The organism is Chryseobacterium edaphi (genome assembly GCF_025628985.1).
Classification (GTDB): Bacteria; Bacteroidota; Bacteroidia; order Flavobacteriales; family Weeksellaceae; genus Chryseobacterium; species Chryseobacterium edaphi.
In genome coordinates this window covers 161,971-177,045 of record NZ_JAOTEM010000003.1, presented here as the reverse complement: position 1 = coordinate 177,045, position 15,075 = coordinate 161,971, and the positions used below count along the sequence as shown (strand labels likewise).

The 15,075-nt window shown below is 34.5% G+C and carries 16 protein-coding genes; 7 read left to right on the top strand and 9 right to left on the bottom strand.

Translation table 11 applies throughout. The features are described from left to right. Positions 1–96: 96 nt before the first annotated feature. The 8 genes from recA to NZ698_RS13090 all read right to left on the bottom strand — a co-directional run bounded on the left by recA (position 97) and on the right by NZ698_RS13090 (position 8,041). A complete protein-coding gene (gene recA / locus NZ698_RS13125; protein WP_263003617.1) occupies positions 97–1,104 on the bottom strand; it encodes a recombinase RecA in 1,008 nt (335 codons plus the stop codon). A gap of 148 nt (positions 1,105–1,252) precedes the next feature. Next, a complete protein-coding gene (locus NZ698_RS13120) occupies positions 1,253–2,449 on the bottom strand; it encodes an oxygenase MpaB family protein (RefSeq protein ID WP_263003616.1) in 1,197 nt (398 codons plus the stop codon). 112 nt (positions 2,450–2,561) lie between these two features. After that, the gene (locus NZ698_RS13115) at positions 2,562–3,023 is read right to left on the bottom strand and encodes an HMG-box domain-containing protein (RefSeq protein ID WP_263003615.1); all 462 of its coding nucleotides are present in this window, start codon (positions 3,021–3,023) and stop codon (positions 2,562–2,564) included. A 79-nt stretch (positions 3,024–3,102) separates the two neighbouring features. Beyond that, positions 3,103–4,293: an ADP-forming succinate--CoA ligase subunit beta gene (sucC, locus tag NZ698_RS13110; protein ID WP_047444718.1), complete on the bottom strand. Its 1,191-nt coding sequence runs from the start codon at positions 4,291–4,293 to the stop codon at positions 3,103–3,105. Between the two features lie 329 nt (positions 4,294–4,622). Continuing rightward, a complete protein-coding gene (locus tag NZ698_RS13105) occupies positions 4,623–5,900 on the bottom strand; it encodes a chloride channel protein (protein ID WP_263003614.1) in 1,278 nt (425 codons plus the stop codon). Positions 5,901–6,132: 232 nt separating this feature from the next. Beyond that, positions 6,133–6,519: a DUF423 domain-containing protein gene (locus NZ698_RS13100; protein WP_263003613.1), complete on the bottom strand. Its 387-nt coding sequence runs from the start codon at positions 6,517–6,519 to the stop codon at positions 6,133–6,135. 38 nt (positions 6,520–6,557) lie between these two features. Next, positions 6,558–6,713, bottom strand: a complete 156-nt coding sequence (locus NZ698_RS13095; protein WP_263003612.1) for a hypothetical protein — start codon at positions 6,711–6,713, stop codon at positions 6,558–6,560. Beyond that, positions 6,713–8,041, bottom strand: a complete 1,329-nt coding sequence (locus NZ698_RS13090) for a hydroxymethylglutaryl-CoA reductase, degradative (RefSeq protein ID WP_263003611.1) — start codon at positions 8,039–8,041, stop codon at positions 6,713–6,715. Before NZ698_RS13090 ends, NZ698_RS13095 begins: the two co-directional genes overlap by 1 nt. Before the next feature lie 363 nt (positions 8,042–8,404). Here NZ698_RS13090 and NZ698_RS13085 point away from each other — a divergent pair, with 363 nt between their 5' ends. The 6 genes from NZ698_RS13085 to gap all read left to right on the top strand — a co-directional run bounded on the left by NZ698_RS13085 (position 8,405) and on the right by gap (position 13,381). Further along, on the top strand, positions 8,405–9,664 hold the full coding sequence (locus NZ698_RS13085; RefSeq protein WP_263003609.1) for a putative DNA modification/repair radical SAM protein: 1,260 nt from the start codon (positions 8,405–8,407) through the stop codon (positions 9,662–9,664). A 65-nt stretch (positions 9,665–9,729) separates the two neighbouring features. After that, complete coding sequence (locus NZ698_RS13080; protein WP_263003608.1) at positions 9,730–9,972, top strand: type II toxin-antitoxin system ParD family antitoxin; 243 nt, start codon at positions 9,730–9,732, stop codon at positions 9,970–9,972. Then, positions 9,965–10,261: a type II toxin-antitoxin system RelE/ParE family toxin gene (locus tag NZ698_RS13075; protein ID WP_263003607.1), complete on the top strand. Its 297-nt coding sequence runs from the start codon at positions 9,965–9,967 to the stop codon at positions 10,259–10,261. Before NZ698_RS13080 ends, NZ698_RS13075 begins: the two co-directional genes overlap by 8 nt. Positions 10,262–10,435: 174 nt before the next feature. Further along, positions 10,436–11,197, top strand: coding sequence for a TIGR03915 family putative DNA repair protein (locus NZ698_RS13070; protein ID WP_263003606.1), 762 nt, complete (start codon positions 10,436–10,438; stop codon positions 11,195–11,197). Positions 11,198–11,351: 154 nt separating this feature from the next. Then, complete coding sequence (gene pfkA, locus NZ698_RS13065) at positions 11,352–12,338, top strand: 6-phosphofructokinase (RefSeq protein ID WP_263003605.1); 987 nt, start codon at positions 11,352–11,354, stop codon at positions 12,336–12,338. A 32-nt stretch (positions 12,339–12,370) separates the two neighbouring features. Beyond that, positions 12,371–13,381, top strand: coding sequence for a type I glyceraldehyde-3-phosphate dehydrogenase (gene gap, locus NZ698_RS13060; protein WP_263003603.1), 1,011 nt, complete (start codon positions 12,371–12,373; stop codon positions 13,379–13,381). Between the two features lie 69 nt (positions 13,382–13,450). On the opposite strand, the gene NZ698_RS13055 is transcribed toward gap, so the two are convergent. Further along, positions 13,451–14,338: a mechanosensitive ion channel family protein gene (locus NZ698_RS13055; protein ID WP_263003602.1), complete on the bottom strand. Its 888-nt coding sequence runs from the start codon at positions 14,336–14,338 to the stop codon at positions 13,451–13,453. A gap of 95 nt (positions 14,339–14,433) precedes the next feature. On the opposite strand from NZ698_RS13055, the gene NZ698_RS13050 reads away from it, so the two are divergent. Beyond that, entirely contained in the window at positions 14,434–15,069 is a 636-nt protein-coding gene (locus NZ698_RS13050) for a peroxiredoxin (protein ID WP_263003601.1), read from the top strand. Positions 15,070–15,075: the final 6 nt, after the last annotated feature.

Here is a 15,075-nt window from a genome sequence, read left to right as displayed (position 1 = left end):
GCATTTTTATCAATTTATTTTTCTTAAATTATATGTATTGAAACAAAAAAGACAGCTTCTAAAAAAAGCTGTCTTTTCAATTTTATATTTCAGAAATTATTTCTTGTTGTTGATAATCTCTTCTTTTACTTTACCTTCAAGCTCTTCGGCTAATTCAGGATTGTCTTTTAACAAATCTCTTACACCGTCACGACCTTGTCCTAATTTAGTGTCACCGTAGCTAAACCAAGATCCGCTTTTCTTTACGATTCCCAAATCAACCGCAGTATCTAAGATTTCACCCGTTTTAGAAACACCTTCACCGTACATAATGTCAAATTCTGCCATTTTGAAAGGTGGTGCTACTTTGTTTTTTACAATTTTCACTTTTACACGGCTACCAACAGCTTCATCACCATTTTTGATTGGTGCGCTTGCTTTTCTGATGTCTACTCTTACCGAAGCGTAAAACTTCAATGCATTACCACCGGTTGTAGTTTCAGGATTTCCAAACATTACACCAATTTTTTCTCTCAACTGGTTGATGAAAATCACGGTACATTTTGTTCTTGAAATTGTAGCAGTTAGTTTTCTCAAAGCCTGAGACATCAATCTTGCGTGAAGACCCATTTTAGAATCTCCCATTTCACCTTCAATCTCTGCTTTTGGAGTCAATGCGGCAACCGAGTCAATTACTACAATATCAATTGCTCCTGAACGAATCAGGTTGTCAGCAATTTCTAAAGCCTGTTCACCGTTATCCGGTTGAGAAATGATCAGGTTTTCAAGATCGATTCCTAATTTTCCTGCATAACCTCTGTCAAAAGCGTGCTCAGCATCAATGAAAGCAGCGATTCCACCCGCTTTTTGCGCTTCTGCGATTGCATGTAAAGTTAAAGTTGTTTTACCTGAAGATTCAGGTCCGTAGATCTCGATAATTCTTCCTCTCGGATAGCCGCCAACTCCTAAAGCTATGTCTAATCCTAAAGATCCTGAAGGAATAACTTCGATGGTAGTGTCGATTGCACTATCTCCCAACGTCATTACAGTTCCTTTTCCGTATGTTTTATCTAATTTGTCAAGCACCAATGCAAGTGCTTTTTTCTTATCATCTATGTTGCTCATATCGTATTAAAATAATTTATCAAAATTACATAATTTAAATTTCAAAAGCTAATAATATTTGTTGATGGAATTTGTTTTTAACGTTAAAAAATGATAAAATTTTTACATTCAAAATTAAATTGAAGAAAGAGGTTATTGATTAAATTAATTAATGAAAATTAGAATTCTGGGTAATTCTCAAATAGTCTTTCAGTACTTTCATCTGATCTTTATTTCCTTTTTTGATGCGGTTTTCCCGACTTACAGAATTGTCGTAAATTTTATTGAGGAATCTTTTAATGTAAGGAAAACCATTGCGAAATGATACTTTAGGAATCTGAAGTCTTTTGCAAACCTCATCATCAAGAAGATACCAAGTACAGCAAATGTGTAGGTATCTCAAATTTTTTCTCTGAAATTCAAATTTTAAAATAGGATTTTCCAGCGATTCGTTGAGTAAAGAGTGCGCAAGTAAAACAGAATCCTGATCTGATGAAGGCTGAATGGAAGTCCATAAATAAAAATATTCTGTTGCCTGTTTTTTATCGTTAGGTAAAAGTTCTTCAGGAATTCCCAAAAGATAACCCACATATTTCCAAAGGTGAAAATGTCCTTTTTCTTCATCCTCAGAAAACGTGTTTCCTAGTTTGTGAAGACTATGTAGGAAAACCAAACTGAAACCAATATATGTTGCCATCATGTCCCAGGAATTAATCGGTTCACCCCAATTTTCTGTGTCCCAGTTTTTATAATGTTTTTTGATGGAAAGTCTTGCGTAAGAATGAATAAGTCTTGTTTTGATGGCAAATTCATAGCCTTTTTGATGAATTACCAAAGCATCGTATCTTGTTACATTTACCCAAAAATCCAGAGTTTCTGAAAGTCTTTTTACGGCACCTTTTTTAAGAGCTTCTGTAACAATGAGCGGTTTGTTGAGATAAGCGTAATCGTAACCTCCAATAAGACAATAATCGCGCAGTGAAATAAGAGAATCGAGATTTCCGCGCATACAGAGTTCAGCACCTTTTTTCAGTAAATTATAATCTAGCCAATCAGGAATAGTTTGTGTTTGCCGGAATAACTTTTTTACACTTCCTGGAGCTTCATCATTTTCTGAAACGCCATTGCGAATATAGTTTTCAATTTCTCTTGAAGCTTCGCTGTATTTTTTGGTGAAATAGACTTCTTTTACAACTTCATCCCCAATCTCATCCACATGATAAAAGTATTTTGAAAATTTGTCAAAGTCTTTAAAACTCACTTCAGCACCCGAAAAATCAATCAGTTGTTTTCCGTTTCCGTTTGCCCAAAAATCTTTGAAATGTTGTGATTCTTTAAATCTTGGTTGTAATACTGTCCTTTCCATGTGATCATAAAAGTACAAGTTTTGCGCCGAAATTCTTTGTGAGATTTGTCAGCTAAATATTTTGACCGATAAAATTTTAGATTTAATTAAATGATAATTTTTTGAAATGACTTTATTTAATGCTGTCTTTTTTACTAAATAAGGAATCATCCTCAATCTTAGCTTCACCAATAATAAATTGATTGTTTTCCGGAATAGTGTCTTCCTCGATCTTAATTTTACCCATAAGAGGTGGTCTTTCTGTTCCAGATTTTGAACAGCCTGTTAATAATAAAACCAAAGAAAAAATAGTTAATGTAATTCTACTGTTGCGGTAATTAGTAGGAATATTCTTGAAGAATTTATTTTTTAAATTTAAAATTTTTGAATCTTCAGTTTGTAATTGATCATTATAAAATCTGCCGCAAATTTTTTCATTTTTCTTTTCTTCTATAATCTTAATGATTTCATGATGTTTCTTTTGAGTAAAATCGATCACACATTTGTCACAAACCGAACAAAATTTTCCTTTTTCGTGAAAGGACATTGATTCCCATCTTTCAGAACAGGGACTTGGAATTTGTAAGTTTTTCATCAATAATATTTAAGATAAATGTATTAAAAAAACCGTTTCAAAAAATGAAACGGTTTAGATTTATTTAAAAATTTTAGATTTAAGCTAAAACTTCTTTTACTTTGTTTGCAGCTTCTTCTAAAGTAATTGCAGAGTGTACCGGTAAACCAGACTCGTCAATTAATCTTTTAGCTTCTACAGCATTAGTTCCCTGTAATCTTACGATCAATGGAACAGGAAGGCTTCCCATTGCGTGGTAAGCGTCTACAACACCTTGAGCAACTCTGTCGCATCTTACGATACCTCCGAAGATATTGATCAAGATTGCTTTCACATTCTGATCTCTCAAGATAATTTCAAAAGCAGTCTGTACTCTTGCAGCATCTGCAGTACCTCCAACGTCCAGGAAGTTAGCCGGGTTACCTCCAGATAATTTGATGATATCCATAGTAGCCATTGCGAGACCAGCTCCGTTTACCATACAAGCAACGTTACCGTCAAGCTTTACGAAGTTAAGACCAGCTTCACCAGCTTCAACATCCAATGGATCTTCTTCTCTTGTATCTCTGAGTTCAGCCAAATCTTTGTGACGGAATAATGAGTTCCCATCCAAAGTTACTTTAGCATCTACAGCGATAATTTTGTTGTCAGAAGTTTTCAAAACCGGGTTGATTTCGAATAAAGAAGCATCAATTCCTACATATGCATTGTATAAAGAAGTGATGAATTTTGTGAATTCTTTGAACGCATTTCCTTCAAGACCTAAGTTGAAAGCAATTTTTCTAGCTTGGAAACCCTGAAGACCCAAAGTAGGATCGATCAATTCGTTGTGGATCAAGTGAGGTGTTACTTCAGCAACGTGCTCGATGTCCATACCACCTTCAGTAGAATATACGATTGTATTTTTACCTTCAGCTCTGTCTAAAAGAATAGAAACATAAAATTCTTTAGTTTCAGATTCTCCAGGATAATATACATCCTCTGCTACCAATACAGAATTTACCAATTTACCTTCAGCAGAAGTCTGAGGCGTAATCAATTGCATTCCGATGATGTTTTGAGCGTTTTCTTTCAACTTATCCATGTTCGGAGAAAACTTTACACCGCCACCTTTACCACGACCACCTGCGTGAATTTGTGCTTTTACAACCCAAGCCTGAGCTCCGGTTTCAGCAGTAAGTTTTTCAGCAGCAGCTACAGCTTCGTCTACATTATTAGCTACGAAACCACGTTGTATTGCTACTCCGTACTTTGATAAAATCTCTTTTGATTGATACTCGTGAAGATTCATATTATTTTTATTATTATATTTTAATTTTTAAAGGTTGACAAATTTAATAAAAAGACACGGAAGTTCAAGATTATTAGGATAAAAATTAAAAGTCTATTCGTCTTTTTGCATATTCTGACGATGAATGCTTAAACATTAGCGAAGTTTTTTATAAAAATTGAGTTTAAACCAGATAAGTCAGACTTAGTTTTTTTTGACCATTTAGGAAATTTTAGGTGTTGAGTTTTACTAAGAAAGATCAGGTAGATTTTTTAAGCGTTCTGCTTAAAACGAAGCTCAACTTAATTATTCTAAACTTCTTAATAAACCTTAATGGTTCAATTTTTAAATTATTCTTCAGATAATTTCTCCGATTGTGATCCAATAAACGGAATTTTCGGAGCCATAAAATAACCTGTTAAACTCGCAAAAAGTATAGGAACGAAATACGTAAAACCTGTTAAAGTTCCCAAAATAATAGTTGTGCTCATCGGCGTTCTCGTAACACACGCATTAATGGCCGCCATACAGCTAACAATCGCTAAAGTCTTATCAACGTTCGGAAATAAATGATGAATAATCAATCCTAAAGTAGTTCCCACGAAGAACAACGGGATTATAAAACCACCTCTCCAGCCGGAAGTTACGGTAATCGCAATTGCTAAAATTTTGAAAATTAAAATGATGATTAAAAAATTGAGTGTGTAGCTTCCATTAATCAGTTCATTCACTTCGTGATGCCCGAAATATCTTGTCAAAGGAAAATAGAATGCTATAATTCCTAACAAAATTCCGCCCACCAAAGTTTTAATGTAAATTGGAAATTTTCTGTACTCGAAAGCTTTTTTGAAAAATTTAACCACAAAAATAAAGATCCACCCAAACAAAGTTCCTACAATTCCAAAAGCGGTTGCATAAGCAAAATCGTAAACTCCAGTGTAATGATAAGCCTTCAAATCCCAGGTTGCACCGATTCCTAAATGGATAATCAAAGCAAACATCAGGTAGCTGAAACAGCTTGCCACCAAAGCAGGAATAATCGCTCTGTAATATTCTACTGCGTGTTTGTGATGAAGAATTTCCAAAGAAAACAGACTTCCGCCCAGTGGTGCGCCGAAAAGTGCAGTAAAACCTGAAGCCATTCCTGCAATACTTAAAGAACGCAATTCTTCACCTTTCAATCTGAACAATTTCCCCAAATATGTTCCTGTGGAGCCGGTTACCTGAACCAAAGGTGCTTCCGGACCCAAGCTTCCTCCCGACGCTACACAAAAAAGTGACGACAAAATCATGGATGGATTATTTTTCGGCTCGAGTTTTCCTTTGTTGAATCTGATGTTGTTGACGATCAAATGTATTTCTCCCGGATCGCCAATAAAATGAATGACCAAACCCGCCAGAAGACCAGAGATTGCCATCGTTGGAATCACCATCCAACCTTGGAACTGATGTAAAAACTCCGTGAAATGTTCCAGCAAAATCCAGTACAATCCGGCAATAATTCCACCGACTAATCCTGTAATTGCCCACATAAAAAAAGTACGGCTGAATACAAACGGATTGAATCTGATGGGTTGATCTAATAGATTGAAAGTCCGTACTAAGCGACGTCGTCTGTTGATTTTCATTTTAAATTATTTTAAAATTACGATCATCATTTGTTATAATATGTTTGTGTTAAAATTTAGTACTTATCCAAATTCTTTTGAAATATTAAGGTATTAAAGGTTTAAGTTTTTAAGAATCAATTTATTGATTTAAGGATTTCGCTTAACTTTTACTTTAGTAAATCTTAAAAAATAGTTTTCTTTTGATTATTAAAAACTCAACCTTCTAATGGTTTAAAATGCTTAATATGTATTAAATTCGATTTCTCACAAAATAAAAAATCAGCACTCCCCAACTCAAGATCATCAATAATCCACCCAGTGGAGTAATCGGGCCTAAAAATTTCAGGTTTGCTCCCAAATAATCCTGTAAACTCAAACCATAGATACTAAAAGAGAACAACATCGTTCCTACAATCATCAATATGGAAATCCATTTTTGAGATGAAGTATCAAATTTTAAAATGTAACCTGCAATCAGCAAGAAAAATGCTGCGTACATTTGGTATCTTACTCCGGTTTCAAAACTTTCCAGTCTTTCTACAGATAAAATTTTCTTTAAAGCGTGTGCTCCGAAGGCGCCTAAAATTACGGATAACATTCCGAAAGCGGCTCCGAAGACTAAAGTAATTGTTTTCATTTTATAGATTTAATTAAACAGATTTAAGCGAACTGTTGTTATTTATAATTTAAGATCTTAAATATTAATGATACGGCTCCAATTCCGATAAAAACCCATGCGAATTTTCTATTCTGAGCAAGTCTTGGATCTTTAGTCAGCTTCAGAAAAACTCCGAAAGCCAACATAAAAGCTGCGACAATAATTCCAAACATTATTGAGCTCTCAATCTGTTAAACTCATTAATTACTTCATGATGTGTCACCGTTTTATCTTTAAAGTATGTCACAAAATGCTGCTTTTCTTCTTCGGTTGCTCCCATTTGATTTAAAATATTAAATAAATGCATTTTCATATGACCTTTCTGTATTCCTGTCGTAACCAAAGATCTTAGTGCCCCAAAATTCTGAGCCAGTCCTGAAACCGCCAAAATACTCATCAATTCCTGAGCAGATGGTTTTCCGAGAAGTGCTAAAGAAAATTTAACCAAAGGATGTAAATTGGTCAAACCGCCAACAACTCCTACTGAAATAGGAAGATCAATCCAAAATCTGAAAATTCCGTTGTCTGTTGTACAATGTGTCAAAGAAGAATATCTTCCATCTTTTGCTGCGTAAGCGTGTGCGCAAGCTTCGGTCGCTCTAAAGTCGTTTCCGGTTGCAATCACAACGGCGTCGACTCCGTTCATTATTCCCTTGTTATGTGTTGTCGCACGGAAAGGTTCGATCTCAGCAATCGTAACGGCTTGTTTAAACTTTCTTGCAAATTCTTCGTTTGAAATTCCGCTGTCGTCTTTCAGATCTTCAATTTTACAAGAAACTTCCGCTCTTACGATGCAATCCGGAGTAAAATTGGAAAGAATATTCATGACAACCTGCAAAGAATCTTTTTCTTCCTGTGTGAAATCTTGCTCCAAAGAAATTTCTTCTTTTAAAGTTTTACCAAATTGCTCAAGGCAAGAATTGATAAAGTTGGCTCCCATAGAATCTACAGTATCAAAACTTGCTTTCAACTGATAATAATTAGGCATTTCAGCGGTTTTGTCAACGAGTTTTATTTCTAAAATTCCGCCGCCACGATTTCTCATGTTTGCCGTAATGCTTTCTGTAGCTTCAAACAATTTTTTCTTTAATTTAAAATTAAAAAAATGCTGAAGTTTATGAGATTCTGTATTGAAAATGAAATGGGTGTGACCTAATTTTTCTGTATTAATGATCGTGGTTTTAAAACCTCCTTTATCAATCCAGAATTTGGCTGCTTTTGAAGCTGCTGCCACAACTGAACTTTCTTCAACCGCCATTGGTAGAGCAAATAATTTTCCGTCAATTAAAAAATTAGGAGCAATTCCGTAAGGCATATAAAAATTGGAAATTGTATTTTCAGAAAACTCATCATGAAGTTTCTGAAGATCTGCATTATCGTTCCAATATTGATTGAGTATATTTTGATAATCTGAGTTTCCGTCTAGATATTCATTGACAAGCCAGTCAATTTTCCCCTTTTTGGTTAATTTAGAAAAACCTTCGATCGGTGTGTGATTCATAGAGTAATTTTTAATTTTTTAAATATGATAATAATCGACCGTTTACGACTACACGCATAATTTAATGACCGTAAATATAGTAAATTTGTTACTGTCTTTTGTGGATAAGTTGGTTTAAAAAAGAGTGATATTTCTCAATTTTGGACTTATTTTTGAACATCAAAAATGATTCAAACCGCAAACGTCACCAAACTTTTTAAACACATTAGTCATAGCAGTTTTTTGATTCATTGCTAAAATAAGAACACATTAGTTTGTGAAAATCTTGGATTTTCTCTAATGTGATCTGAATATTTCAAGTATTTAAATTTAATCTGATATAGCTTATGTGTTTGAAAACCTTTAATCAAGTAAATATAAATTATGAATTTTGACCGTCTGAAAGAAAAACTGGAAATCCTTGCCGATGCCGCAAAGTATGATGTGTCATGTTCGTCAAGTGGAGGTTCCAGAAAAAATAAAAAAGGTGCTTTGGGAGATAGTTCTGCAAGTGGAATTTGTCATACCTATACCGAAGATGGGCGATGTGTTTCTCTGCTTAAAGTTCTTCTGACCAATCACTGTATTTACGATTGTGCGTATTGTGTTTCACGAAGTTCAAATGATATTAAAAGAGCTGCATTTACGGTTGAAGAAGTGGTGGATTTAACGATCAATTTTTACCGCAGAAATTATATTGAAGGTTTATTTTTAAGTTCGGGAATTTTCAAAAATGCAGATACAACCATGGAACGTTTGGTGCGTGTCGCAAAAAAGCTCCGTCTGGAAGAAAATTTTAACGGATATATTCATTTAAAATCAATTCCCGGTGCAAGTGATATTCTTATGAAGGAAGCGGCTTTATATGCAGATCGATTGTCTATCAATATTGAAATTCCGACTGAAAGTGGTTTGAAATTATTGGCTCCGGAAAAAAACCGACAGGATATGCTCAATCCAATGAAATATATTCAGAGCGGAATTACCCAATATAAAGAAGAAAAGAAAATCTTTAGAAAAGTACCGAAATTTGCACCTGCAGGGCAATCTACGCAGATGATTGTCGGCGCAACTAATGAAAATGATTTACAGATCATCAAAGTTGCCGATCATTTTTATAAAAATTATAATCTTAAAAGAGTTTATTATTCCGGTTACGTTCCGGTTTTAGAAGATAACAGATTACCTGCTTTGACAACGGCAGTTCCGATGCTTCGGGAAAACCGTTTGTATCAGTCGGATTGGCTGATGCGTTTCTATGGATTTAAAGCAGATGAAATTCTAGATCCGCAAATGCCGTTTTTAGATTTAGAAGTTGATCCGAAATTAAGTTGGGTGCTTCGACATCTTGATCAGTTTCCGATCAATCTTCAGAGTGCGGATTATCAGATGATTCTGAGAATTCCAGGAATCGGTGTGAAAACTGCAAAAAAAATTGTTTCAGCGAGACGTTTTCAGGTTCTGACAATTGAAAATTTACAAAAATTAGGCGCAGCTGTAAATCGTGCTAAATATTTTATTGATTTTAATGCAGGAAATGTTTTTCTGAGACATCTGACAGATTTCAATCTGAAAAAACTCTTGATTGGCGGAAGTACTTCTAAATTTCAGGATCAGTTTTCGCAACAATTGACTCTATTTTAAAATTAAATTATCCATATATGCTAAATTTAGACATTGTTTATTAACTTTGTTCTAAAGATTAAAAAATGAATGTTAGTTTCACAAAAAAACAAGTAGATTATATTTCTGAGCAGATAGAATCTGGTGATTTTCAGAATGCTAGTGAGGTGGTACGAGATGCTATACGTCTTCACGAATATTATCGTCATAAAGTGATTGAAGGTCTGAAAGTTGAAGTTGAAAAGGGTTGGGACGGCTTATCAAGTAACCGATCCATAAAAGATATTCTTCGTTCGAAAAAAGAGGAGATGAAAAGCAACAATGACTAGAAGGAGCTATATTCTTTCTGAATTTGCGGATAAAGATCTGGAAGATATTTTTGATTATACTAGACTTAATTTCGGATTCGACCAAGCGGAAAAATATCTACTGGAAATTGAAGATGTTTTTCAAAATTTAGTTGAAAATCCTGAATCCGGCAGAAGAAGGAATGAAATAAAAGAAGGTTTATACAGTTTCCCAAAAGACAATCATGTTATATTTTACCGAATTCTGGATTTACATATTCGAATTGTGAGGGTGCTTCACGGAAGCAGAGATATTCCGAAAATTTTTTAGAAAAATTTGAACAAACTTTCGGAGTAATCATTCTTCATGATTTTTATTTTAAACACATAGAACGAATATTTTCACGAATAAAACAAACTATAATATTGTTTATTTTACAGCTTAATCATTCAAACTAATACTCTACAACTCTCAAACCCTCAAACTTTATAATTCCAACCCAAAATGACTACTTTACTTTACGACGGAAGTTTCGACGGACTTTTTACTGCGATATTCGAAGTTTTCGAGTATAAGTATAAAGATGTAGAAATTGTAAGTAAGGTAAGATTTCATCAGGAAAATATCTTTGCTAAAATTCATGAAGTGATTACTCAGGAAGCAAAATCGGAAAGAGTTTTAAATAAATTGGAAGAAAACATCGGGAAATCGGGGATTCATGAATTGATGAAAGTCTTTTTATCGGAAGAACCGGATTTAGAGCAAATCATTTTGTCTGCAGTAAAACAATCCATTCAATATCCTAAAGAAAATATTCTCCAAAATTATGCAGATCAGGATATTTTAAGAATAGCGAAAATCTGTAAATCTGTAAGCCGCGAACGACACAGGATGACAGCTTTTGTAAGGTTTGAGAAAATGCAGGATGAGGTTTTCTTTGCTAAAATCGATCCGGATTTCAATGTACTGCCATTAATTAGAAAACATTTCAAAGACCGTTATCAGGATCAAAAATGGATGATTTATGACTTACGAAGAAACTACGGACTTCTCTACGATCTCGAAACCTGCGATTTCTTTTATCCTGAAGAAAAACTTGATTTAAATAAATACCAAGAGAAGTTTCATAATGAAGAAAATCAATATCAAAAACTTTGGCAAAGGTATTTTTTCAAAACCAATATTGTTGAAAGGAAAAATTTAAAATTGCACATTCAACATGTTCCTAAAAGATATTGGAAGTATTTAACGGAAAAGAATTGGTAAAATATAGCTTTGAGTTTCATAAATGTAAAAGGTAAATTATTTCTCAAACAATTTGCTTTTAATTTACAGGATACTAAAGGATGAAAAGTATTGTAAAGATACTGCCGTTATCTGAACTTGTTTTTGTAAATTTGTGTTTGAAATTTTTTACTAAATGAAAGAAAGTGCTGTAAAAAAAATTGCAGTTCTTACTTCGGGAGGTGACTCTCCGGGGATGAACGCAGCATTAAGAGCGGTTGTAAGAACTGCCAATTATTATAATATCGAATGTTATGGAGTGAGAGAAGGCTACAATGGTCTTATTCACGATGATTTCCTTAAAATGGGACCTCGTTCTGTAAAAAATATAATCAACCAGGGTGGAACTATTCTAAAATCTGCCAGATCAAAAGAGTTTATGACCAAAGAAGGTCGCCAGAAAGCTTATGACAATTGCATAAAATACGGAATTGAAGCGTTGGTGTGCATTGGTGGAGACGGAACTTTCACGGGAGCTAAAATCTTTAATGAAGAATTCGGAATCAGAGTAATCGGTGTTCCGGGGACGATTGATAATGATATCTTTGGGACAGACAACACGATTGGTTACGACACGGCTTTAAACACCGCAATGGATGCTATTGATAAAATTCGTGATACAGCAACTTCTCACAACAGAGTTTTCTTTGTTGAGGTTATGGGTCGTGACGCAGGTTTTATTGCATTGAACAGTGGATTGGCAACCGGAGCTTTGGATATTCTGATTCCTGAGAAAAAAGACAGTATGGATGAGTTGTTTGCCAACTTCAGAAATGCCGAAAAAACAGGAAAAGCATCAAGTATTGTAGTTGTTGCAGAAGGAGAAAAACTTGCAAATATCTACGAATTGGCCGAACAGACGAAAGTTGAGTTTCCTGATTACGACATCCGAGTAGCGATATTGGGTCACATTCAGAGAGGAGGTTCACCAAGTTGCGCCGACAGAGTTTTGGCAAGCAGATTGGGTTATGGTGCTGTAGTAGGATTGATGGAAGGACAAAATAATGTGATGGCCGGAATGCGTTCCAACGATATTGTATATACAGAAATCGAAGAAGCCATCAAAAAGCACAACGAAATCAATAAAGATCTGTTACTGATTTCAGAAATTTTAGCAATCTAATATTTTATATAATTAAATAAATCAAAACAATTATGTCAACAATTAAAGTAGGTATTAACGGGTTTGGTAGAATCGGTCGTCTTGTTTTCAGAGCAATGACTGAAAGAGACAACATCGAAGTCGTTGGTATCAATGACCTTATCAATGCAGAATACATGGCTTACATGTTAAAGTATGATTCTGTACATGGTATTTTCCCGGGAGAAGTTTCTGTAGAAGGTAACGATCTTGTGGTAAATGGTAAAAAAATCAGAGTTACTGCAGAGAGAGATCCAAATAACTTAAAGTGGAATGAGATCGGTGCTGATTACATCGTAGAATCTACTGGTTTATTTTTAGATAAAGAAAGTGCAACAGCACACATCAACGCTGGTGCAAAGAAAGTAATTCTTTCTGCTCCTTCTAAAGATGATACGCCAATGTTTGTAATGGGTGTAAACCACAAAGAATTGACTGACGATATCAAAATATTATCAAATGCATCTTGTACGACTAACTGTTTAGCTCCTTTAGCTAAAGTAATTCACGATAACTTCGGAATCGTAGAAGGTTTGATGACTACTGTACATGCTACAACTGCAACTCAGAAAACTGTTGACGGACCGTCTGCAAAAGACTGGAGAGGTGGTAGAGCTGCTTTAAACAATATTATTCCTTCTTCTACGGGTGCTGCAAAAGCAGTAGGAAAAGTAATTCCTTCATTGAACGGAAAATTAACAGGTATGTCTTTCAGAGTACCAACTGTTGACGTTTCTGTGGTAGATTTAACAGTAAGAATCGAAAAAGCTGCTTCTTATGACGAAATCTGTGCTGTAATCAAAGCTGCTTCTGAAGGTGAATTGAAAGGTATTCTTGGATACACTGAAGATGCTGTAGTTTCTCAGGATTTCATCGGAGATAAGAGAACTTCAATCTTCGATAAAGACGCTGGAATTATGCTTTCTCCTAACTTTGTGAAATTAGTTTCTTGGTATGACAACGAAATGGGTTACTCAAACAAGTTAGTTGATATGTTGATTCATGCTTCTTCTTTATCTAACTAATAAAGAATTTAGTTTTAAATATGAAACCTTCCTTTTTGGAAGGTTTTTTGTTTTTGTATAAATTGAAATTTATAAATCAGTATTTTCTTTCAGAGGTTCAAGTGTTCCGTTATTGGTAATATTAATACTTGTCGGAGTTACCAAAGGAATTCCGTTTTCATCGAGACTGCTTTTTATTTTCATTAAAATATCACTCTTCACATGTCCAAGATTTTCGCCAACTTTCATCCAGAATTTCACTTGAAGATTGAAAACTCCCTGTTTCAGATTGGTAAATATTACTTCTACTTTATCCTGTTTATCAATATATTCCTGACTTAAAATAACCTGATTGATACTTTCCTGTGCTTTTACAATATCTTCATCCGCAGGAATTTCAAAATCCAAAATAATTCTTCGCTGAGGTGAAGCTGTAATATTATAAAAAGGGGCATTAAAAATTACCTGATTTGGAATATAGGCTTTTTTTCCGTCGTCAGTAATTAGTTTTGTTGTCAAAAAACCAATATCCTGAACCGTTCCGGAGTGATTTCCGATTGATATATAATCTCCGACTTTAAATGCCTTGTCGATTCCGATTAGCATTCCCGAAAATATACTTGAAACTAAATCCTTCAGAGCCACACCCGCAATCACACCTGCAACTCCTAAACTTCCGATAAATTTCCAAAGAAAACCGCTGAATCCCATGATCTCCAAAGCAATGAATGATCCCATCACTATAATAATGAATTTGAAAATTCCTATAATAGTAATGACAGATCCCTCTCTTTTACTTTGAGGGAAAAGCTTATGCATTATTTTTACGGCAAGTATACTCAGGTATTTACTGGTAAATAAGAAAAATAGAAAGACTGCAATTCCCACAACAAGCTTTGGAGTGAGTCTTGCAAAAGCGATGTACCAGTTTTGTAAAACTTTATATACTGTATCAACATAACTTAAACCGTAATCCATAAAAGTATTTTAAAATTTTAAATTAATTTCTAAGCAAAAATTTTGCCAGTAACAAAAAGTCTATTAAATTTGTAGACTAATAAGAACAAAATATTATGTCAATCAAACTAGGAGATACCGCACCCAACTTTCAGGCAGACTCTACTGCCGGAAATATTGATTTTTATGAATATCTAGGAGATTCGTGGGGAATTTTATTTTCTCACCCCGCAGATTATACTCCGGTTTGTACTACTGAATTAGGTTATACCTCAAAACTTAAATCAGAGTTTGACCAAAGAGACACAAAGGTAATCGCTTTAAGCGTTGATAGAGTAGAAGATCATAAAAATTGGATCAAAGATATCAACGAAACTCAGAATACAGATGTTCAGTTTCCGATTATTGCTGATAAAGATAAAAAAGTTTCGGAGCTGTATGATTTTATTCATCCGAATGCTTCTCTCACTGCAACTGTTCGCTCATTATTAATTATTGATCCTGCTAAAAAAGTGAGATTGATTATTACTTATCCGGCTTCAACAGGAAGAAATTTTAATGAAATTCTAAGAGTTTTAGACTCATTGCAGTTGGTAGATTCTCACAAAATCGCGACTCCTGCAAATTGGAACGATGGTGATGATGTGATTATTCCGCCATCGATTACAACTGAAGATGCCAGAAATATTTTCCCGAAAGGAGTCAACGAGATCAAACCATATTTACGTTATACACCTCAACCCAACAAGTAGGCTTAG